The 19,956-nt window shown below is 40.2% G+C and carries 22 protein-coding genes; 15 read left to right on the top strand and 7 right to left on the bottom strand.

Going from position 1 to position 19,956, the window contains the following annotated elements; all coding sequences use genetic code 11:
• Positions 1–109 precede the first annotated feature (109 nt).
• The 5 genes from miaB to mutL all read left to right on the top strand — a co-directional run bounded on the left by miaB (position 110) and on the right by mutL (position 7,692).
• The gene (gene miaB / locus GPS65_RS08315) at positions 110–1,636 is read left to right on the top strand and encodes a tRNA (N6-isopentenyl adenosine(37)-C2)-methylthiotransferase MiaB (RefSeq protein ID WP_012010025.1); all 1,527 of its coding nucleotides are present in this window, start codon (positions 110–112) and stop codon (positions 1,634–1,636) included.
• 1 nt (position 1,637) lies between these two features.
• Positions 1,638–2,072, top strand: a complete 435-nt coding sequence (gene ricA / locus GPS65_RS08310; RefSeq protein ID WP_003211238.1) for a regulatory iron-sulfur-containing complex subunit RicA — start codon at positions 1,638–1,640, stop codon at positions 2,070–2,072.
• A 451-nt stretch (positions 2,073–2,523) separates the two neighbouring features.
• Complete coding sequence (gene cotE, locus GPS65_RS08305) at positions 2,524–3,069, top strand: outer spore coat protein CotE (protein ID WP_012010026.1); 546 nt, start codon at positions 2,524–2,526, stop codon at positions 3,067–3,069.
• Between the two features lie 124 nt (positions 3,070–3,193).
• Positions 3,194–5,770 (top strand): DNA mismatch repair protein MutS, encoded by a 2,577-nt coding sequence (gene mutS, locus GPS65_RS08300; protein ID WP_012010027.1) that lies wholly within the window; start codon positions 3,194–3,196, stop codon positions 5,768–5,770.
• Positions 5,771–5,790: 20 nt separating this feature from the next.
• Positions 5,791–7,692, top strand: coding sequence for a DNA mismatch repair endonuclease MutL (gene mutL, locus GPS65_RS08295; RefSeq protein ID WP_119124865.1), 1,902 nt, complete (start codon positions 5,791–5,793; stop codon positions 7,690–7,692).
• Positions 7,693–7,767: 75 nt separating this feature from the next.
• Here the strand turns inward: mutL and bslA are convergent, their stop codons facing one another.
• Together bslA and GPS65_RS08285 are read right to left on the bottom strand one after the other, a co-directional pair.
• Positions 7,768–8,301, bottom strand: a complete 534-nt coding sequence (gene bslA, locus GPS65_RS08290; RefSeq protein WP_144482374.1) for a biofilm surface layer hydrophobin BslA — start codon at positions 8,299–8,301, stop codon at positions 7,768–7,770.
• A gap of 125 nt (positions 8,302–8,426) precedes the next feature.
• Positions 8,427–8,825, bottom strand: coding sequence for a hypothetical protein (locus tag GPS65_RS08285; protein WP_041815536.1), 399 nt, complete (start codon positions 8,823–8,825; stop codon positions 8,427–8,429).
• A gap of 568 nt (positions 8,826–9,393) precedes the next feature.
• Between GPS65_RS08285 and GPS65_RS08280 the strand changes: the two genes are divergently transcribed.
• From GPS65_RS08280 to GPS65_RS08270, 3 genes are all read left to right on the top strand, one after another.
• Positions 9,394–9,870, top strand: coding sequence for a CarD family transcriptional regulator (locus tag GPS65_RS08280; protein WP_012010031.1), 477 nt, complete (start codon positions 9,394–9,396; stop codon positions 9,868–9,870).
• 311 nt (positions 9,871–10,181) lie between these two features.
• Positions 10,182–10,931: a poly-gamma-glutamate hydrolase family protein gene (locus GPS65_RS08275; protein ID WP_012010032.1), complete on the top strand. Its 750-nt coding sequence runs from the start codon at positions 10,182–10,184 to the stop codon at positions 10,929–10,931.
• A gap of 165 nt (positions 10,932–11,096) precedes the next feature.
• On the top strand, positions 11,097–12,245 hold the full coding sequence (locus GPS65_RS08270; RefSeq protein ID WP_119124866.1) for a Rap family tetratricopeptide repeat protein: 1,149 nt from the start codon (positions 11,097–11,099) through the stop codon (positions 12,243–12,245).
• A 92-nt stretch (positions 12,246–12,337) separates the two neighbouring features.
• Here the strand turns inward: GPS65_RS08270 and GPS65_RS08265 are convergent, their stop codons facing one another.
• A complete protein-coding gene (locus tag GPS65_RS08265; protein WP_144459936.1) occupies positions 12,338–13,663 on the bottom strand; it encodes a S8 family peptidase in 1,326 nt (441 codons plus the stop codon).
• Between the two features lie 585 nt (positions 13,664–14,248).
• Between GPS65_RS08265 and GPS65_RS08260 the strand changes: the two genes are divergently transcribed.
• Positions 14,249–14,983 (top strand): poly-gamma-glutamate hydrolase family protein, encoded by a 735-nt coding sequence (locus GPS65_RS08260; protein ID WP_012010035.1) that lies wholly within the window; start codon positions 14,249–14,251, stop codon positions 14,981–14,983.
• A 77-nt stretch (positions 14,984–15,060) separates the two neighbouring features.
• Positions 15,061–15,510 carry an OsmC family protein gene (locus tag GPS65_RS08255; RefSeq protein WP_012010036.1) on the top strand — a complete coding sequence of 150 codons (450 nt, stop codon included), beginning with the start codon at positions 15,061–15,063 and terminating at the stop codon, positions 15,508–15,510.
• Between the two features lie 46 nt (positions 15,511–15,556).
• Here GPS65_RS08255 and erbB read toward each other — a convergent pair whose 3' ends face one another.
• The 4 genes from erbB to GPS65_RS08235 form a co-directional block, all read right to left on the bottom strand.
• Positions 15,557–15,925, bottom strand: a complete 369-nt coding sequence (gene erbB / locus GPS65_RS08250; RefSeq protein WP_144458350.1) for an SMR family multidrug efflux transporter EbrB — start codon at positions 15,923–15,925, stop codon at positions 15,557–15,559.
• Between the two features lie 13 nt (positions 15,926–15,938).
• Positions 15,939–16,256: an SMR family multidrug efflux transporter EbrA gene (gene erbA / locus GPS65_RS08245; RefSeq protein ID WP_012010038.1), complete on the bottom strand. Its 318-nt coding sequence runs from the start codon at positions 16,254–16,256 to the stop codon at positions 15,939–15,941.
• The gene (locus GPS65_RS08240) at positions 16,256–16,801 is read right to left on the bottom strand and encodes a TetR/AcrR family transcriptional regulator (protein ID WP_144459935.1); all 546 of its coding nucleotides are present in this window, start codon (positions 16,799–16,801) and stop codon (positions 16,256–16,258) included. Before GPS65_RS08240 ends, erbA begins: the two co-directional genes overlap by 1 nt.
• A 112-nt stretch (positions 16,802–16,913) precedes the next feature.
• Positions 16,914–17,165, bottom strand: coding sequence for a hypothetical protein (locus GPS65_RS08235; RefSeq protein ID WP_012010040.1), 252 nt, complete (start codon positions 17,163–17,165; stop codon positions 16,914–16,916).
• Between the two features lie 104 nt (positions 17,166–17,269).
• Here GPS65_RS08235 and GPS65_RS08230 point away from each other — a divergent pair, with 104 nt between their 5' ends.
• The 5 genes from GPS65_RS08230 to GPS65_RS08210 all read left to right on the top strand — a co-directional run bounded on the left by GPS65_RS08230 (position 17,270) and on the right by GPS65_RS08210 (position 19,723).
• Complete coding sequence (locus GPS65_RS08230; protein ID WP_161985405.1) at positions 17,270–17,671, top strand: YmaF family protein; 402 nt, start codon at positions 17,270–17,272, stop codon at positions 17,669–17,671.
• A gap of 69 nt (positions 17,672–17,740) precedes the next feature.
• Entirely contained in the window at positions 17,741–18,697 is a 957-nt protein-coding gene (miaA, locus tag GPS65_RS08225) for a tRNA (adenosine(37)-N6)-dimethylallyltransferase MiaA (RefSeq protein WP_144458503.1), read from the top strand.
• Positions 18,698–18,722: 25 nt separating this feature from the next.
• Positions 18,723–18,944: an RNA chaperone Hfq gene (gene hfq / locus GPS65_RS08220; RefSeq protein WP_003211269.1), complete on the top strand. Its 222-nt coding sequence runs from the start codon at positions 18,723–18,725 to the stop codon at positions 18,942–18,944.
• Between the two features lie 157 nt (positions 18,945–19,101).
• A complete protein-coding gene (locus GPS65_RS08215; protein ID WP_012010043.1) occupies positions 19,102–19,431 on the top strand; it encodes a YmzC family protein in 330 nt (109 codons plus the stop codon).
• 79 nt (positions 19,432–19,510) lie between these two features.
• On the top strand, positions 19,511–19,723 hold the full coding sequence (locus GPS65_RS08210; RefSeq protein ID WP_003212415.1) for a hypothetical protein: 213 nt from the start codon (positions 19,511–19,513) through the stop codon (positions 19,721–19,723).
• Positions 19,724–19,956: the final 233 nt, after the last annotated feature.

Here is a 19,956-nt window from a genome sequence, read left to right as displayed (position 1 = left end):
TGATGAATAGCCATTTTTTATAGAAAGACTGCATATGAATTTATTTTCAATTCACGACAAAATAGTCTATACTGTAGGGTGGAGCTTGGTTTGAAAGGAGTACAAATACATGAATGAAGAGCAGAGAAAAGCGAGCGGACAAGTAAGTTCATCGGACAAAAAATCCGAGAAGGACTACAGCCAGTATTTTGAAGCTGTGTACATTCCGCCTTCCTTAAAAGATGCAAAAAAACGGGGTAAAGAAGAAGTCGAATACAATCAATTTCAAATTGACGAGCGTTTTCAAGGGTTAGGAAACGGGCGCAAGTTTTATATTCGCACATATGGCTGTCAAATGAATGAGCATGACACAGAAGTGATGGCTGGTATTTTTATGGCGCTTGGTTATGAACCGACAAACTCAACGGAAGATGCAAATGTTATCCTATTAAACACTTGTGCAATTCGTGAGAATGCGGAAAACAAAGTGTTCGGAGAGCTTGGTCATTTAAAAGCATTAAAGCGTGAAAAGCCAGATTTAATTTTAGGTGTCTGCGGATGTATGTCGCAAGAGGAATCTGTCGTCAACCGTATTTTGAAGAAACATCCATTTGTTGATTTGATTTTCGGTACACACAACATTCACCGCTTACCAGAGTTGTTATCTGAATGCTATCTTTCAAAAGAAATGGTCATTGAGGTTTGGTCAAAAGAAGGCGATGTCATTGAAAACCTTCCGAGAGCCCGCCAAGGAAAAATTAAGGGCTGGGTGAATATTATGTACGGCTGTGATAAATTCTGTACATACTGTATCGTCCCTTACACGCGCGGTAAAGAAAGAAGCCGCCGCCCTGACGAAATTATTCAAGAGGTCAGACGTTTAGCGGCAGAAGGATATAAGGAAATAACCCTTCTTGGTCAAAACGTGAATGCGTATGGAAAAGATTTTGAAGACATGGAATATGGTCTTGGACACTTGATGGATGAGCTGCGTAAAATCGATATTCCGCGTATCCGTTTTACAACAAGCCACCCGCGTGACTTTGATGATCACTTAATTGAAGTGTTAGCTAAGGGTGGGAACCTTCTCGATCATATTCATTTGCCAGTTCAATCCGGTAGTTCTTCTGTCTTGAAACTTATGGCGAGAAAATATGACCGTGAGCGTTACCTTGATCTTGTGCGCAAAATCAAAGAAGCCATGCCAAATGCTTCATTAACAACGGATATTATTGTTGGGTTCCCAAATGAGACAGATGAGCAGTTTGAGGAAACACTTTCCCTCTATCGCGAGGTTGAGTTTGATGCAGCTTATACGTTCATTTACTCTCCAAGAGAAGGAACACCAGCAGCGAAAATGCAAGACAACGTACCGATGCATGTGAAAAAAGAACGTCTACAGCGCCTGAATGCCCTCGTGAATGAAATTTCTGCGAAAAAAATGAAGGAATATGAAGGGCAGACTGTCGAAGTATTAGTAGAGGGTGAAAGTAAAAATAACCCTGAAATCCTAGCCGGATATACAAGTAAAAGCAAGCTTGTGAATTTTAAAGCACCAAAAGAAGCGATTGGCAACATCGTCAAAGTGAAAATCACACAAGCCAAAACTTGGTCTCTTGACGGAGAAATGGTTGGAGAAGCTATCGAGGTGAATTAAAATGACGCTTTATTCAAAAAAAGAGATTGTCGAGCGCGCAAGAGAGCTCGCTAAAATGATTTCTGAAACAGAAGAAGTTGATTTCTTCAAAAAAGCAGAAGCGCAAATCAATGAAAATACAAAAATTTCAACGATTATTAACCAAATTAAGGCGCTTCAAAAACAAGCGGTAAATTTAAAGCATTACGGCAAACATGAAGCCTTAAAGCAAGTGGAAGAAAAAATCGATGCCCTGCAAGAAGAACTGGATGAAATCCCAGTGATTCAAGAATTCAAAGAATCACAAGTGGAAGTCAATTCCCTATTGCAGCTCGTGGCGCATACGATTTCTAATCAAGTAACAGATGAAATCATTCTTTCAACCGGCGGTGACCTCTTATTAGGAGAAACCGGTTCAAAAGTGAAAAATTCATCACCAAGTTGCTCCATTAAATGAGAAAACCCCGCAGATGCGGGGTTTTTTGTTATATAGAATATATGTAATTTGTATTTTGCTACTGCATCAACAACAAAATGTTGATGCAGTAGCCCTGTATTTCGTAGATACGTTATTAACTAAAAATTAATTGATTTTACAGATTAAAAGATTTGAATTGAAGCTCAATGCTTAATCCAAAAATGTTTATTATAATATTAAATTGTTTCATAAGATCTCCTCCTTATATAAAGAAGGGCTACTATCTTTATTACATCAAATGACACCATTACAGTCAACCCCAAAATCTCTCACTCTCCAACTTTTCCAATTTTCAAGGCAAGTTTATGGGCGACCATGCATACACTGAAACAGAAATGAATTTAATTTGATCATGAAGTTCAAAATCGTGACACACTAGACGAATGCCCAGCATAAGATAAAACGATCAAGAACAAGGAGGCATGCCGGAATGTCTGAATACAGAGAAATTATTACAAAAGCGGTGGTTGCAAAAGGGAGGAAATTCACCCAAAGCACACACACGATTTCTCCATCGCAAAAACCAACCAGCATCCTAGGTGGTTGGATCATTAATCATAATTATGATGCTGAAAAGGTCGGTAAAACTGTTGAGATTGAAGGAACCTTCGATATTAACGTATGGTATTCTTACGCCGATAACACAAAAACAGAAGTTGTCACTGAACGGGTGAAATATGTAGACATCATCAAACTGAGATATAAAGACAAAAATTTCCTTGATGATGAGCATGAAGTGATTGCAAAAGTGCTCCAGCAGCCGAATTGCTTAGAAGTGACCATTTCTCCAAACGGCAATAAAATTATCGTTCAAGCAGAGCGGGAATTCATTGCTGAAGTGGTAGGAGAAACAAAAATTGTTGTAGAGGTCAATTCAAGTTGGAAAGAAAAAGATGATCACGAGTGGGAAGAAGAGGTGGATGAGGAGTTAGAGGATATTCATCCAGAATTTCTAGCGGGTGATCCAGAAGAGTAATTCATGACTAGGGCGCATATCCCCCTAGTTTTTTTGTGTTCTATCTAGGAGAAAAAAGGGGATTTTTTATGCTATAATAAAAGATGGTATGAATTCGAATGTAATATAGTGAGGGATTAGAAATATGGCAAGTTATACGCCCATGATACAGCAATATTTAAACATCAAGGCAGAGTATCAAGATGCCTTTTTATTTTTTCGCTTAGGCGATTTTTATGAAATGTTTTTTGATGACGCAAAAGAAGCGTCACAAGAATTAGAAATTACGCTAACAAGTAGAGATGGGGGGACCATACCAATGTGTGGTGTTCCTTATCATTCTGCTTCTGCATACATAGAACAATTGATTTCAAAAGGCTACAAGGTCGCAATTTGTGAGCAGGTGGAAGATCCTAAAACGGCAAAAGGTGTAGTCAAAAGAGAAGTCGTTCAACTCATTACACCAGGTACGGTGATGGAAGGAAAAGGTTTAAGTGAAAATGAAAACAACTTCATTGCCTCTGTGACAAAGTTTGAAAATGGGTATGGACTTGCACTTTCCGATTTATCTACTGGTGAAAACATGGCGGCTTTCATCGATCGATTAGATGAAGTCGTGTCTGAAATTTATTCTGTCGGTGCAAAAGAAATTGTCGTGTCAAAGCATCTGGATGAGGAAACAGTCAAGACCTTAAAGGAACGATGCCAAGCGACCATTTCATACGAAGATAGTGATGAATTAATTGATGAAGCTGAGCGTCTCGTGTCCCGCCTGAGCGAGCAACTAAGATCGACCTTTTTGACATTATATGCTTATTTAAGAAGAACGCAAAAAAGAAGTCTTGATCACCTTCAGCAAGTTCAAGTGTTTGAGCTCGAACAAACAATGAAAATTGACCTTTACTCAAAACGAAATCTTGAATTAACAGAGACAATCCGCTCAAAAAGTAAGAAGGGCTCTTTATTATGGCTGTTAGATGAAACAAAAACAGCGATGGGCGGAAGGCTGCTCAAACAATGGATCGACCGGCCGTTAATTCGTCTTTCGCACATTAAAGAACGTCAGGAAATGGTTCAAATTTTAATGGATCATTTCTTTGAACGAGAGGATTTGCGGGAACGGTTGAAGCAAGTATATGATCTCGAACGTTTAGCAGGACGCGTAGCTTTTGGCAACGTAAATGCCCGTGATCTTATTCAGTTAAAGGAATCCTTAAAGCAAGTGCCAGCCATCAAAGAGCTTGTGCACTCACTGCCTGAGGAAATGGCGAAATCAAGAGCGAATGATATTGATCTTTGTGATGATTTACTGAATTTATTAGAAGATGCGCTATATGAAAATCCACCAATGACGTTAAAAGAAGGCAATTTAATTAAAGACGGCTACAATGCAAAATTAGATGAATACCGTGATGCTAGCCGAAATGGGAAGGACTGGATTGCACGTCTTGAACAGCAAGAAAGAGAATATACAGGCATTCGCTCTTTAAAAGTCGGGTTTAATAAAGTATTTGGTTATTATATTGAAGTGACACGAGCGAATACGCATTTGCTGGAGGAAGGGCGTTATGAAAGAAAACAAACGCTCGCCAATGCAGAGCGGTATATTACACCTGAATTGAAAGAAAAAGAAGCGCTGATTCTTGAGGCAGAATCAAATATTAGCGAACTGGAATATGAACTATTCGCAGCTCTCAGAGAACAAGTGAAAGTATATATTCCGAGATTACAGCTGCTCGCAAAACAAATGAGTGAGCTGGACGCTCTCCAATGCTTTGCGACTGTCAGTGAAAAGCGCCGTTATATCCGTCCAGAATTCTCCGAGGATGAGGTAGATGTCATAGATGGTCGTCATCCAGTCGTTGAAAAAGTGATGGATCACCAGGAGTATGTACCGAATGACTGTCATATGGGAAATGGCCGGCAAACCTTGCTCATTACTGGACCGAATATGTCAGGGAAAAGTACGTATATGAGACAAATGGCACTTATCTCTATTCTTGCGCAAATTGGTTGCTTTGTGCCGGCATCTAAAGCAACTCTTCCGATCTTTGATCAAATCTTTACACGTATTGGTGCGGCAGATGATTTGATTTCTGGTCAAAGTACTTTTATGGTAGAGATGCTTGAAGCAAAAAATGCGATGGTGCACGCAACGAAAAACAGCTTGATCTTATTTGATGAAATTGGACGCGGGACAAGCACCTATGATGGCATGGCTCTTGCGCAGGCGATCATTGAATTTGTACACGATCATGTTGGCGCCAAAACGCTATTTTCTACACATTACCATGAGCTCACCGTTCTTGAGTCTCAATTAAGCGAGCTGAAAAATGTTCATGTACGAGCTGAAGAACATGAAGGCACGGTCGTTTTCTTACATCAAATCAAAGAGGGGGCAGCTGATAAAAGCTATGGTATTCATGTAGCACAGCTTGCTGAATTGCCTGATGCGATCATCGATAGGGCCCAGACCATTTTGACGGAGCTTGAGAGCGGATCACATGAAGTGACCCCGCACGTATCAGCAGCTCCAAAAACAGAAAAGGCCGAGGAAAAACAGCAACTTTCTTTCTTTGAAGTAGAAGAAAAACCGCAAACCAAACCAGTTCTAAAACAGAAAGATCAAGCGGTGATCGAGGAGTTAAAGTCATTCAATTTAATGGATATGACCCCGCTCGAAGCGATGACTAAGCTATATGAATTGCAAAAGAAATTATAATGTAAGGTGAGGTGAGCAACATGGCAAAGATTATTCAGTTATCCGATGACCTATCCAATAAAATTGCTGCGGGTGAAGTAGTCGAGCGTCCCGCTTCCGTTGTAAAAGAGCTTATGGAAAATGCAATCGATGCAAGTAGTACAGTGGTTGAAATCGATGTAGAAGAAGCAGGTCTTTCCTCTATTAGAATGATTGATAATGGTGTTGGAATCGATGCCGAAGATTGTAAGCTCGCCTTTCAGCGCCATGCAACGAGTAAAATCAAAGATGAAAATGATCTGTTCCGTGTCAGAACGCTTGGATTCAGGGGAGAGGCGCTGCCAAGTATCGCATCTGTCTCTCATTTGGAAATGAAAACAAGTACTGGTGAAGGAGCTGGAACGCACCTTGTGCTGCAAGGTGGAAAGATCATTTCAGAGAAAAAAACCTCTGGCCGCCGCGGTACCGAAATTGTCGTTACCAACTTATTTTACAATACGCCTGCCAGACTAAAATACATGAAAACTGTTCATACGGAACTTGGCAATATATCAGATGTCGTCAATCGAATTGCACTGGCTCACCCAGAAGTATCGATTCGCTTACGTCACCAAGGAAAAGTCCTGCTACAGACGAATGGAAACGGGGATGTGCGGCATGTACTTGCGGCCATTTATGGGACAGCTGTTGCGAAAAAAATGGTGCCACTTCATGTGCAATCACTTGATTTTGAAGTGAAAGGATATATCTCCCTGCCAGAAGTGACAAGGGCATCACGGAATTATATGTCTTCTGTAGTAAATGGCAGATATGTGAAGCATTTCCCGCTCGTAAAAGCGGTCCATGAAGGGTATCACACGCTTCTGCCGATTGGTCGCCATCCGATTACATTTATTGAAATGAAAATGGACCCCATTTTAGTGGATGTGAACGTTCATCCTTCTAAGCTTGAAGTGAGACTAAGTAAAGAGCAGGAACTTCATGAGCTAATCAAACAAGGAATTAAAGACGTATTTCAAAAACAGCAACTCATTCCAAGTGCTTCTGTGCCAAAAAAAGCACCAATGCCAGCGATCAAAAATGAGCAGCAATCCTTAACCTTTGATGCGAAAAAAGGAAACACAAACGAGATGGAAACACCGCTATCCTATGAGCCGGAGCCTCTCGAATCGGTTGTATACGAGACGAATCAAATGAGCACATACGGGATGCCTGTGCAGGAAATGACAGGAGCGTCATCACCCGTATTTAGGGAAGATGCGCCATCTGAGCGTGTTCATAAAGAGGAAACTGCTGCTTCTCTTGAATATGAAGAGTCAGTACTGAGAGAAGATGATGCAGAAGCCATTTCAGAAAACGAACGTGTTCCGGTCATGTATCCCATTGGGCAAATGCATGGCACATATATTTTGGCTCAAAATGAACGAGGGCTTTATATTATTGATCAGCATGCGGCTCAGGAGCGAATCAAGTATGAGTATTATCGCGAGAAAGTAGGAGAGATCGAACAGGAAGTGCAAGAAATGCTCGTCCCATTAACATTTCACTACTCCAAAAACGATATGCTGATTATTGAAGAGCATAAAGAGATACTAACGAAAGTGGGTGTCTTCTTAGAGCCTTTCGGTTCAGGAAGCTACATTGTTCGGTCGCATCCACAGTGGTTTCCAAAAGGGGAAGAGGCTGAACTGATCGAAGAAATTATAGAGCAAGTGCTGGTTGAGAAGCGTGTAGATATCAAAAAATTAAGAGAAGAAGCGGCGATTATGATGAGCTGCAAAGGCTCTATCAAAGCAAATCGTCATTTGCGAAATGATGAAATCAAAGCTCTATTAGATGAACTCAGACAGACAAAGGACCCCTTCACTTGTCCGCACGGCCGGCCGATCATCATTCATCACTCAACATATGAAATGGAGAAAATGTTTAAACGGGTCATGTGATCAAATAAAAAAGACAAAGGGCTAAAAAAGCCCTTTGTTACAGTCTGAAGCGCTCATATTTGAGTGCTTTTTTATTTAGCAACCACACGGATCTGGTGGTGTGACCACAACTGGTCGTGTTTGAATATCGAGGGTGTCCTCTGCATAAAATTTAGAACCAATGCTAAGCGCACGGTTTTCTGCACGGAACGTATATGTACCTGCAGCAGGAAGTACTTTGTGTGAAAGTTGTAATTTAAATTGTGAAATTCCTAATAAATCGAGTCTAGCTGGAATGCGGACCGTTTTTCCACTGTTTAAAATGTAGCTGTCTTTTAGTGCTTTTCCATTGAAGATGTCTTTTGTTGTCGCTTGAAAGCCTGCAGGTAATGTGAACTCAATGGCACCGAGACTTAATACAGAATTTGGGCGGTATGTCAGCTCGATGTCAGAAAAAGACCATTCCTGCTTACTTGTACCTGTAATTTTCGCATAAAGTTCAGCTGGTCTGGCGTTTGTTGATGCCTTGCCCTCCTGTGTGGCCTCTTCAGCGGATGCGGCAATCGGTACCGATAGTGCCATGACCAGTGTGAGCATCCCCATCATGATCATTGTCCATGTTTTTTTCATTTCTTTATTCCCCCTTGTTGATTATAGGTAAATAATAGATGATTAAATCCATTATTTACCTATAATGTTACCATATCCCTACATGGTATTAAATGGGATATTATACCCTTATTTTGTCAATTTGTTTAATAATAACGGGGGAAGTGTGCATTTGGTTGGTTCATTCCATAACCAAAGCCTGGCATTTGCTGATTCGGCATCATCATATGCATATCTTGATATCCATAAGGATGATATGGCATCATTCCATATCCACCATAGTGACCATGATGATGGTGATCCTTCATTGGAACATGTGAAAAGGGATCCTGCTGATTTGGAAAAGGCATATAGGCTGAATGATGATGCGGATAGTGACCACTGTACTTATCTTTTTTACCAGTATGATAATGGTTTGGCATATTCATATGATCATGCATGTTTGGCGCGACCACATGCTCATGATTGGCTGTATACACATTCTCAAACGTGTGATACGGATTTCCTTCGTGATGATAATTCATTGGGCTATTCATATTGTTCATTTGATATCTCATCCTTTATGTCAGGTTGCCATATCCTATGAGCATGATCCATTTCATGAGCCTATCCATATCAAAAAAACCGGCTTTTCAGCCGGGAAAACAAAAAGCAGGTGAAAGCGTCAGATGCTAAAATGAGATGCTGTGTCTTCTTCTGCGACGCTTCTTACAGCTGCTGCAGACACTTTTAGGATAATAATAGGGATCGTAGCTTCTAGAAGTATCCCAGAAATCGCTCTCAAACCAATCATCTTTTTTATGACAATATTTCTTTTCTTTACATGGATCAACATGGTGATGATCGTCATGCTTTTTATAACAGTTTGAGTGGGAATGTTTGCACTTGCATTTGCACATTGTCATCCCTCCTAAATGTGACTCAATGCTAGTATATGCAAGAATGAGACAAGGGGACTGGATGGTGGCGCAACTTCTGTAAAAAAAGGCTTTTTCTGAAAATCTCAAATAAAAAGAATTGACTAGTGCTAAAATAACATGATAAAATATAAATTTTTATCCAACGATGAAATGTGTTATAATCATATTGTGAATACTTTCGGAGGTGGCGGATTTGTTTCAAATAGGTGATAAAATTGTTTATCCTATGCATGGTGCCGGTGTGATTGAAGGAATGGAAGAAAAAGAGATTTTAGGTAAGACGGAGGAATATTTTCTGATTCAAATGCCGAATATGCAGATGATGATCCCAAGAGGCAGAATCAATCAACTAGGTATACGTCCGGTAGCAGATCAAGCAACGCTGAAAGTTGTGATGAACAATTTTGCAGAAGAAACAAACGACGACACGCTTACTTGGAAGCAAAGATATGATGAAAATCTGAAAAAGCTAAAAACAGGTGCGATCGAAGATGGTGCAGACGTTGTCAAAGATCTGATGAGACGAAATCAGAAGAAAGCATTAAATTCAAGTGAAAAGAAAATGCTTGAAGATGCGCGAGGCATGTTAGTGAGTGAAATTTCTCTTGCACAAGGGCTGTCACAAGATGAAGTCCTTTCAGCTTTAGAGAATGAACTAAGAGTTTTATGATGGATATACAATAATTAGCTGTAAGCATAAGGGCATCCCTTTTGTTTACAGCTTTTTTTTGTTTGAAATCAAAAAAATCTGTCCATTTTTGTAGGTGATTTTAACTAAAGCAAAAATGAGGTCATACGATGCAGTTTTTGTTCAAGCAGCGAATGATGCAAAGAAGTCAGAAATACCTAGAACAGCATAAAAAAACAGGAAAGTATTCCTGATTCGTTTAAATGAACCGGACAACCTTTGAATTCTGTTAGCCATTGATAGTAAAATAATGCGATAAGATGACACCTAAGAGAATGAAAAGGAGCGGTGAAATGAAAAGGCTACTGATATGTGGATTCATCTTTCTGGTCCTGTGTGCTCTTTTAATGGTGAAATGCAGCCATTCTGTTCAAGAAAAAAAAGAGCAAAAGCAACATCAAGAAGAGGTAGAAAAGTATCAAAAGGAGCGAAAAAAAGGGGATCAATATGAAAGTTTTAAACAGCTTATCCGGCATGAAAAAGAGGGCTATGAAATAGAATTTCATGAAAAGGGTGGAAGTGATTTACTCGTCTTTTCTCCTCATGGAGGGGAAATTGAACCAGGAACTAGTGAAATTGTAGAAGCATTTCAACAAAGATACTCGACGTATTTGTTTGAAGGAACGAAACAAGAGAATAATCGTGATTTGCATATTACAAGCACGAAGTTTGATGAACCGATATTGGTCCAAATGATTAAAACGTATCCATTCTCCATTTCCATCCACGGCTATAAAAGTGATAAAAGGCACACGCTAGTCGGCGGGACAAACGAAAAAATGCAAAGAGCCGTTGTACGAGAATTAAAGGATCGAGGGTTTTCAGCAGAAATGGTACAAGAAGGCGAGCGGCTTTCAGGAACAGATCCTAAAAATATTAATAATCGAAATGCAAGTGGTGAAAGCGTTCAGTTAGAAATTAGCACGGCACAAAGAGAGGCCTTTTTCGACAATTTTGATACGAGAAAAGGAAAGAAACAAGCATTCAGGCGTTATATCCGTGCTTTAAAAGAAGTATTAAGAGAATTTGACCCAACTTCGTAGAAAAATCGTTTTGATGGGCAAAAGTACTCTATTTAAACTTGGTAAAAAAGATAGAAATATGCGAAATGAACATAAATTATGTAATAACTTACAATTTGCCTTAAAAACATAAATTATGTAAAATAATAGTTATCAGTTTGATATGATAGAATGGGGCTGAAGTGGATGGCACATAAAATACCATCTTCCGAAGTAGGTGTAAAGATCAATCAATGGTACACGCATATTTGCAAATTTGAAGTCGAACAAGCAAACGATATGAAGCGCCTTGTTGAAGAAGAAATTCATGAGATGGAAGAGGATCAAGATTTGCTTCTATATTATTCTCTAATGGATTTTCGCCATCAACTGATGCTTCAGCATTTAACGCCAGTCCATGCAGGGAGTGAAACACTTCAAGCGGTGTCTTTCCCAAAAGAAATGGAAGATGGAGAAGATGAGATGACAGGCTTACTTGGCTATTACTTTCATTTTTTTCATGGAATGTATGCGTTTATTCAGCGCCGGTACATCGAGGCCATTTCCTATTACAAGCATGCGGAACATCAACTGATCTTAGTGACAGATGAGATTGAAAAAGCGGAATTTTACTATAAAATCGCTGAAGTATACTATCATATGAAACAAACTTATTTCTCCATGCATTATGCTAAAAAGGCGAGAGACATTTATAAGAAACATCAGCTTTATGGAAAAAGAAGCATTCAATGTGATTTTGTCATGGCAGGTAATTGGATTGATGTGAGTCAGCACCAAAAAGCGCTTCCTTACTTAGAAAAAGCGTTAAAGGTCTGTGAAGCGATGGAGCGGAAAGAGTGCACATCTTATTTTAAAGCGATGGCTCTTAATAACTTAGGAGCTTGTCATTATAGTATGGGAACGTACCATACGGCGACAGTCTTTTTTGAACAAGCCATTTCCCTTTATCAAAAAGATCAAGCATCCACGATGATCAAATCATTGTTTTCACTTGCTCTTACTTGGTTTAAACTTGGAGATATCCAGCGGGCAGGCGAGGCTATACGTAAAGGAATGAACGAGGCTTGTTTATTGGATGATGAAATTTATCAGTTGAAATTCCAATTTTTACAGGCGCTTTATATAGAAAAAGACAGCTGTGAGCAATTAAGATCAGCACTATTTGGACTGCGGAGCAAAAAAATGTTTGCTGATTTAGAGGAATTAGCACTTGATGCGGCTAATTATTATAAAGAACGCGACATGTACAAGGAATCTTCCACTTTTTTTGAGATTGTGATCGAAGCGCGTACGCACATTCAAAAAGGAGATGAGATGTATGAGAACGAAGCATAACATGTCAGCTGATCAAGTAGATGAAAGACTCCACACGTAATAACAGACAAAAACAACACCCTTTACGAATCGCCGTAAAGGGCTTTTTTTATTTATTCTTTGATGGCTTTTTCTGCGTCAATGGCACCTGCTCCGTATATCGTCGGATCATCCCCAGACCACTTGCTCGTATTTTCTTTTAACATGGTTTTGACCTCATCAGGCGTTAAATCAGGTGAATGCTCTAATATTAGAGCACAAATACCTGCGCAAATTGGTGTTGCCATAGATGTACCAGATAATGTCGTGTAATCATCATCGACTCTGCTTGATTTGTCGAGTTTATCTAGAAAGGATCTTGGTGATCGCAGAGAGACGATGTTTACTCCTGGTGCAAGGATATCAGGTTTTGTCTCACCATAAACAGTAGGACCTCTGCTTGAAAATGGTGCCACAATATCATCGTTTGATTCTGGTGTATTCCGGTCATCAAAAGCGCCAACCGTAATCACTTTTTGACTGACGGCAGGGCTCGCAATCGTTTGGCTGTTAGGACCTGAGTTTCCGGCAGCGACGCATACGACAATGCCTTGATCCCAAGCAGCATTGACAGCACGCACCATCGGATCGTCTTGTTCGTCATCATAACGCTGAGCATCTCCACCTAGTGACATACTCATAATATGAATCGGATCATCAGGGTGATCTTCATTGAACTGAATGCACCATTCAACCCCTTCTATAATAGTAGAAAGTGATCCAGCTCCTTGTTTATTTAACACTTTCACGCCAATTAAATGAGCTTTTGGAGCAGGTCCTTTGTACAAGCCATCTGAGGCCGCTCCGTCTCCAGCTACATCTCCAGCGCAGTGAGTGCCATGTCCGTTATCATCATATGGCTTTTTTTTCTGCTTGACTAAGTCCACAAAATCGCGAATTCGTCCATCTACATCTTCATGCGGATAAATTCCTGTATCAATGACAGCGACCGTAATACCTTCCCCTGTTAAGGCTGTGCCGTTTCGGATGACTTCATCCGCGTGACTTGCTTGTGTGGCTACATCCAGAAGCGCATGAACTTTCCGGTCTAAATAAATTTTACGAATATGCTCACCATTTGCCAACAGCTCCTCTAAAGCGGCTGGTGTTAGGTCTGCAGCACAGCAGTCGATATGTGAAAAGTGTTTTTTGATATTTGTTTTTCTGCTTTTTTTCATGAGCTGTTTTGTGCTTTGAATTCCTGCTTCGACCGCGTCTTCCTTAAATTCAATAATCACACGAAGCTTCTTCCTCTTCTTTAATCTTCCTTCAAAGAAACGATGAAGAAAGCATGGTGTCCATTTAAAAGGCTTATAAAGGTGAAGGACGGTCTCTCTTAAAGGTTGATCCAGTTTACTAGCATGTGTTCTGACCATTTGCACCATAGAAAATCCAAACATGTGATGCCCTCCATTCTAGCAATCCATTCTTGTACACTCTTACGTTATGAGAATGAGAGCTGCTTGGTTCGGATTCTTGTCCCTTCTTTTCTTCATATTGGCGGCTTGCTCACTTCTAATGAAAAAGAAAAGCGCTTACATTTTGTAAAATAATAGAAAAAGGTGGAAAACATGTAGAATCAGCCGATGATAGGTGGGAGAGTTCTCCTTAGAGAACCGGTGAAACAAACAATTTTGCAGAAAAAAAGGAGGGGTTAGACAGGGCCAATGCTCATACAAATGTGACTTGTCACAGAGGGGAAAAATCAAATCCATATAAAAAGTAGCCGAATTAAAGAAAACAGACTGGATAGAACTAGGTCATTTTAAACATAACTTCATTTGTCTGTCATACTATTCTAACTCTGTTTTCAAAGACGAGAGGCGTTTCTGTGTATATAAATGCAATTATCTTATTTTTGAGGAATCTCATGATCTAGAGTGTTATGATCAAATTTGGAGAGAAAAAGTGGAAAAAATGAAAAGAAATGATGATTCAATATAAATCATAGAAACGGCTTAGAAATCTGTTAAAGGAGAACGGGAATGAAGAAGTTTTTTGCTTTGCTTCTCCTGCTTGCGATCGGATGGGGCGTTTATTATACAATGCAAGCACAGGAACATGATGAGCCAGTGTCATCAGGTGGGGAAGACGAAAGCGGTTCAACTGATATTTATCGCAATTTTAAAGAACTGGAAGAAAACGAATCAACAAGCAGCTATCAAATTACAGCCAACCCAGTGCCTGGAAGCCGCCTTCTTGTGATGTCACCCCATGGCGGGAGAATTGAAGGCGGCGTGAGCGAGATCGTTCATTTTTTTGATAATGATTTCTCTACGTATTTATTTGAAGGTTTAAGAGAGAATGCATCAGAACTTCATGTGACAAGTACAAACTTTGATGAGCCAGTCGGTGTCGCACAGGCAAAAGCACACGACTATATATTAGCAGTGCATGGGTACAAAGGTGAGGAAGGCATTGACCATACGCTCGTTGGTGGAACAGATTACGACCGCGCAGAAAAAATAGTGAACTCATTAGAGCGGAACGGATTTTCAGCTGAACTTGCTGTCGCACACGCAACCCTGAGCGGAACAAGCAATCATAATATTAATAATCTTACAAAAACAGGGCAAAGTGTACAGTTAGAGATTAGTAGAAGTCAGCGTGAAGCTTTATTTGACAGTTTTGACTTTCGTCGGCGGTCGAGTACAAAAAACGAGACGTTCTACCGGTATGTCAGAGCGATTCGGACAGTGCTGGATGAGGAATATACATAAAGATGGTGCACATGTTAAGACAAGCAGTGTGAATTCTTGTTACACTATAAAAAGTGATAACAAAAGGAGAGACGAATATGGCGCAACATCATTTTCATCTTCAGGCGAGTTGGCCTGGCCTGCGTAACGATGTGGGTACAATCTCATGTGAACAGTTAAAAACAAAGATTTCAATTCCAAAAGAAATGGACGGTCCTGGCATTGGAACAAATCCAGATGAGATGCTCTTAGGTGCCGCGGCTACGTGTTATATTATTACACTTGCCGCTATGATGGAGCGGAGTCAATTAGAAAAAGAGGATCTCACGATGAGTTCTGAGGCGGTCGTCGATGTAACGAATGGTGTGTTTACATATGAAAAAATCATTCACCGGCCTGTCATCATCCTCAAAGCATCTGCTTCTCCGCAAGATATTGAACTTGCACGCAAGCTCGCGCACAAAGCCGAAAGCTCATGTATGATCTCAAGAGCTGTTCAAGGTAATGTGGACATTTCCTTAGAAGAAACCATTCAACTAGGCGGATAAAAACAAAAAGTCATTTTCTCTTAATAAATGGAGAAAATGACTTTTTTTATAACGTCCATTCGGTTTGATCGATTTGTTCTTTCGTTTCTTCTTTTTGTTTTTTTGACAAATTCAAGACAATCACGCCGCATATCACTAATGCAAGACCAATGAAGCCTTTTATGTGAATGGTTTCGTCAAATATCACAAGTCCGATAAGAGCAGTGAGTGCTGTTCCAACGCCAGACCATGTCGCATAAGCAGACGAAAGGTCAATTGTTTTAAGTGCCAGACTGAGGAATGTAAAGGCCAACCCAAATCCGATCAGGACCCCAATACTTGGCAGCATTTGCGAAAAACCTTGTGAAAGCTTTAGCATCGTACTGCCAAAAACCTCTGTCAAAATAGCCCCTGTTAAATAGAGCATTCCTTTCATGATCTCACATCCTTTATGACATATTTAAAAGTACGACCCCTGAGACAAGCATCGCCATCCCAATGACTGCTTTTTGGTTCAAGGTTTCTTTGAAAAAAAGCACGCCAAAAATAGCCGTGAGGACTGTACCAACGCCAGACCATGTTGCATAAGACATGCTAAGCGGAATGATATTCAGTGTCAATGACAACATATAAAAGGCAAGTGTATAGCCAGCCACAACGACAGCGCTCGGCTTAAAGCGAGTAAAGCCATTCGAGAATTTTAACATCACGGCGCCAATGGCTTCTGAAAAAATGGCCACAGCTAGAAAAAGATATCCAAGGATCATTATGCCTCCTCCTCTAATAGGTGTAAAATCCGATGAAGTAAAAGGGTTTTTTCCTCTCGGTTCAGCGGTTCAAGCTGAAACATTTCTGAAAACCATATTCCATCACATGCAAGACGGATTAGGTGGCTCAATGCAGGGTCATTAATTTCCTCAGCTGCTTTCGCTTTGAACTCTGCATAAAAATCACGCCAAGGGTTCAATAACGTTTCATCAAATGACATAGTAGCAAGCATACTTGTACATAGCTGAGTCGTGTTTTGATGATCAAGGTCATGTAATGTGGCCGATATATATGCATGGACGTAAGGCGTTTTTTCATATTTGTAAGTTTCTTGATACGTTTTGAGCTGCTGACGAAAGCAAAGAATCGCGTGCTCATTCATTTTTTGGATGAGCTCTTCCTTGCTTGCAAAATGATAAAGTAGTCCGGCTTTGGTCATATGTGCATGCTCTGCCACTTGCTGAAGGGTAAGCTGACTTAATCCTTCTTCTAAAATCGTGCGGGCAGCTGCATCAAAGATTTGCTCTTTTTTGGTTTTAGACATAAAAAAAACACCTACTTTACTGAACGGTCGGTAAAGTAAATGTTAACCTATGAAAAACTAGTGTGTCAATCGATTCATTTTATGAGCGGATGTTTTCACTAAAACGTCATATTTAATAATAAGGGTATGGTCCGTATGGCGGGTATGGCGGCGGATAAGGGTACCCATAGCCATATCCTGGCGCGAGTAAAGATCCTGCAAGCAGCCCTCCAGCAAAACCACCTAAAAATGGAGGTCCAAAGAATCCAGGTCTGCCATAACCAAATCCAGGTCTCCCAAACCCAAAACCCGGGCGTCCAAAGCCAAAACCAAAAGGTCTTCGCATGTCTTCTTGCATAAATGGCGGTGCATCAAAATAATTCATAAAAAAAGGCTCCTCTCACATAAAATCACTGTAACTGACAACAGTGTATTCGATTGGCCTATATGTGTTTGGGTGAACGCCTATAATAAGGAGGAATGTTAAAAATGGGCCTGTATCCATCTGATTGGGCAAAATGTCCGCCTCATGCTCATGCTTATAAAGCAAGAACGGATGTAACAGAAGAGCATTATCATTTAATAGAAGGTATTTCCCAACCTGTCAATGGAAGCAGTACCGATCAGCATACTCATTACTATGGCGGAATCACTTCTTTTGAGAGGGGGCATTTCCACAGATATTATGGTATCACAGGGCCTGCGATACCGAGAGTGGACGGTACGCATTATCACGAGATTGAGGAAGTCACGTATTCTGCCTATAACGATTCTGTCCCTATTCCATATGGAGGAGTCGTCTTTAGCCCCGACGAGGAGCGGCCGACGCATACGCACCGTTTGAAAGGAAAAACATATGAAGTGGTCGGAAATGAACCACTCGGCTGGTGATAGTCGTTCTATAGGAGAGAACGAGAAGTTATGCTATACTGTAGGCAGTTTGTAAAAGAGAGTGATGTTATGAAAAAAACGAAACAACCAGTGATTGTATTAGTAGGACCGACCGCTGTCGGCAAAACAAAACTGAGCATTCATATAGCAAAAGCATTTAATGGAGAAATTATCAGCGGTGATTCTATGCAGATTTACAAAGGAATGGACATTGGAACAGCTAAAATCACCTCTGAAGAAATGGATGGTGTCCCGCACCACTTAATTGATATTAAAGAGCCGGACGAATCTTTTTCTACAGCTGAATTTCAGCAGCTAGTCCGTATGAAAATTAAAGAGATTGCCGCTAGAGGGAAAACACCCATGATTGTCGGCGGAACAGGTTTGTATATTCAATCTGTTTTATATGATTACACATTTACCGATGAAAAAAGTGACCCTGCTTTTAGAGAAGAAATGGCGCTTTTTGAACAGCAGCATGGCCCCCTTCAGCTACACGAAAAGCTAAAGGCGGTAGACCCTGATGCTGCAAAAGCCATTCATCCGAATAATGTCCGCCGCGTGATCCGGGCGCTGGAAGTGATCCATACAACAGGTCAGAAAATGTCTGAAATGCAAAATGGTCATCAAGAAGTTCCTCTTTATGATACAGCCTTCATTGGGCTGAAAATGGACCGAGAGCTTTTGTACGAGCGCATTCACCAAAGAATTGATATGATGATAGATGAAGGCTTAATTGAGGAAGTGAGCGCACTTTATCAATCTGGCTTGAAGGATTGTCAATCGGTTCAAGCGATTGGTTATAAAGAGTTGTATACGTATTTCCAAGGTGACTGCTCACTGGATGAAGCCATTCAGCAATTAAAGCAAAATTCCCGTAGATATGCGAAGCGTCAGTTCACGTGGTTCCGTAATAAAATGGATGTCACTTGGTTCGACATGACACCGCCTTGCCACTTTTCAGACAAAAAAGAGGAAATTTTCGCATATATAGCAGGAAAGCTTGGACTTAAAGCGAAACTGTAGGTATCAGAATCAAGGAGGACGAAACATGAAACCGATTAATATTCAGGACCAATTTTTGAATCAAATCCGCAAAGACAATACATTTGTCACAGTATTCTTACTGAATGGCTTTCAGCTTCGCGGTCAAGTGAAAGGATTTGACAATTTCACGGTGCTGCTTGAAACAGAAGGGAAGCAGCAGCTTATTTATAAACACGCCATTTCTACATTTGCTCCTCAAAAGAATGTAAATCTAGAATTAGAATAGGATATGTTCGACCTAATAGCCCCATGCATCTGCGATTAAACCGGCCGGAACCCGCTACGTTTTTTGTCAGTGCAGAGGGGCTATTTTGCATGCCATGAAACTTTTCTGCCTATTCTGCGTATAATCCCTTATTGGATATGAAGGAAGGTGAAACGATATGGAAAACGCAGAGCTTGAATTAAGAAGAATTAGAGTGATCCTTCTACTAATTGGGATTGTTGTCTTATTTGGATCGTGCGCCATTTCAAACATTGAATCCAGGCAGGAAAGCTGGCATAACTATTCTAATCAAGATGATCATGGAGATATAGAAGGTCTGTTACAATCAGCTGTTGCACTAAAAAATAATCACTTCGCTGTTGTGAAAGATGATGAAGTACAGGTGTACCGGTTTGATGAAAAAGAGGGAGAACTGACCCTGATTAAAACAAAATACATAGATGAGTGGGACGAAGATTATGATGATGACGATTCTGTGGAAGAGTAAGCACGTAAATTTACAAATGAATGTGAAGTCGCTACACTATAATCATGCATCAGACATCTAGACAGAAAAGGATGAGTTCATGACACACAAAATTAAAATTAATCATTGGGAACAAACTTGTGAAGACGACTCCTGTTTCGAATATGGAACAAGCGTTTCTGTAAATGGGAAAGAATTAGTCAGAGAAGCTTCAATCGTCTCTGCGCTTGAAGCGGTGCTAAAAGAATTAGGTGTTGAAGTGGAAATTACAGAAGTGTCAGAAGATTTACAGTGCGATGCCTACAAAAAATAAAACAAAAAGTCTAGTCTACTAAGCGATTTTTTTTCGTGTTATGATAGATTTCGGTTTCAGTTGAATAGAGAGTAGAGCAGTCTATTTTTAGATCCTGTTCTGCTCTATTTATTTGAACGTACGAGTTCGGCTATGAATGTTCGGCCGGGTTGGTTGATTTTTTTCGTTTCGAACATCTATATGTTGTGTTTTGAAAAAACATAGTATACTATATATAGTGAATAACGAAATGA

The sequence above is a fragment of the Bacillus pumilus genome (genome assembly GCF_009937765.1).
GTDB classification, from domain to species: domain Bacteria; phylum Bacillota; class Bacilli; order Bacillales; family Bacillaceae; genus Bacillus; species Bacillus pumilus_O.
Note: the sequence above shows the minus strand (reverse complement) of the source record. Positions and strands in the feature narration are given on the sequence as shown.

Excerpts from the sequence above, each read along its gene's own strand:
- bslA (WP_144482374.1), bottom strand. The coding sequence starts at position 8,301 with ATGAAAAAAACATGGACAATGATCATGATGGGGATGCTCACACTGGTC.
- ricA (WP_003211238.1), top strand. The coding sequence starts at position 1,638 with ATGACGCTTTATTCAAAAAAAGAGATTGTCGAGCGCGCAAGAGAGCTC.
- GPS65_RS08230 (WP_161985405.1), top strand. The coding sequence starts at position 17,270 with ATGGGCCTGTATCCATCTGATTGGGCAAAATGTCCGCCTCATGCTCAT.
- cotE (WP_012010026.1), top strand. The coding sequence starts at position 2,524 with ATGTCTGAATACAGAGAAATTATTACAAAAGCGGTGGTTGCAAAAGGG.
- GPS65_RS08265 (WP_144459936.1), bottom strand. The coding sequence starts at position 13,663 with ATGTTTGGATTTTCTATGGTGCAAATGGTCAGAACACATGCTAGTAAA.
- miaA (WP_144458503.1), top strand. The coding sequence starts at position 17,741 with ATGAAAAAAACGAAACAACCAGTGATTGTATTAGTAGGACCGACCGCT.
- GPS65_RS08270 (WP_119124866.1), top strand. The coding sequence starts at position 11,097 with ATGGCACATAAAATACCATCTTCCGAAGTAGGTGTAAAGATCAATCAA.
- hfq (WP_003211269.1), top strand. The coding sequence starts at position 18,723 with ATGAAACCGATTAATATTCAGGACCAATTTTTGAATCAAATCCGCAAA.
- GPS65_RS08285 (WP_041815536.1), bottom strand. The coding sequence starts at position 8,825 with ATGAACAATATGAATAGCCCAATGAATTATCATCACGAAGGAAATCCG.
- erbA (WP_012010038.1), bottom strand. The coding sequence starts at position 16,256 with ATGATCCTTGGATATCTTTTTCTAGCTGTGGCCATTTTTTCAGAAGCC.
- mutS (WP_012010027.1), top strand. The coding sequence starts at position 3,194 with ATGGCAAGTTATACGCCCATGATACAGCAATATTTAAACATCAAGGCA.
- mutL (WP_119124865.1), top strand. The coding sequence starts at position 5,791 with ATGGCAAAGATTATTCAGTTATCCGATGACCTATCCAATAAAATTGCT.
- GPS65_RS08260 (WP_012010035.1), top strand. The coding sequence starts at position 14,249 with ATGAAGAAGTTTTTTGCTTTGCTTCTCCTGCTTGCGATCGGATGGGGC.
- GPS65_RS08215 (WP_012010043.1), top strand. The coding sequence starts at position 19,102 with ATGGAAAACGCAGAGCTTGAATTAAGAAGAATTAGAGTGATCCTTCTA.
- erbB (WP_144458350.1), bottom strand. The coding sequence starts at position 15,925 with ATGAAAGGAATGCTCTATTTAACAGGGGCTATTTTGACAGAGGTTTTT.
- GPS65_RS08255 (WP_012010036.1), top strand. The coding sequence starts at position 15,061 with ATGGCGCAACATCATTTTCATCTTCAGGCGAGTTGGCCTGGCCTGCGT.
- GPS65_RS08235 (WP_012010040.1), bottom strand. The coding sequence starts at position 17,165 with ATGAATTATTTTGATGCACCGCCATTTATGCAAGAAGACATGCGAAGA.
- miaB (WP_012010025.1), top strand. The coding sequence starts at position 110 with ATGAATGAAGAGCAGAGAAAAGCGAGCGGACAAGTAAGTTCATCGGAC.
- GPS65_RS08240 (WP_144459935.1), bottom strand. The coding sequence starts at position 16,801 with ATGTCTAAAACCAAAAAAGAGCAAATCTTTGATGCAGCTGCCCGCACG.
- GPS65_RS08210 (WP_003212415.1), top strand. The coding sequence starts at position 19,511 with ATGACACACAAAATTAAAATTAATCATTGGGAACAAACTTGTGAAGAC.
- GPS65_RS08275 (WP_012010032.1), top strand. The coding sequence starts at position 10,182 with ATGAAAAGGCTACTGATATGTGGATTCATCTTTCTGGTCCTGTGTGCT.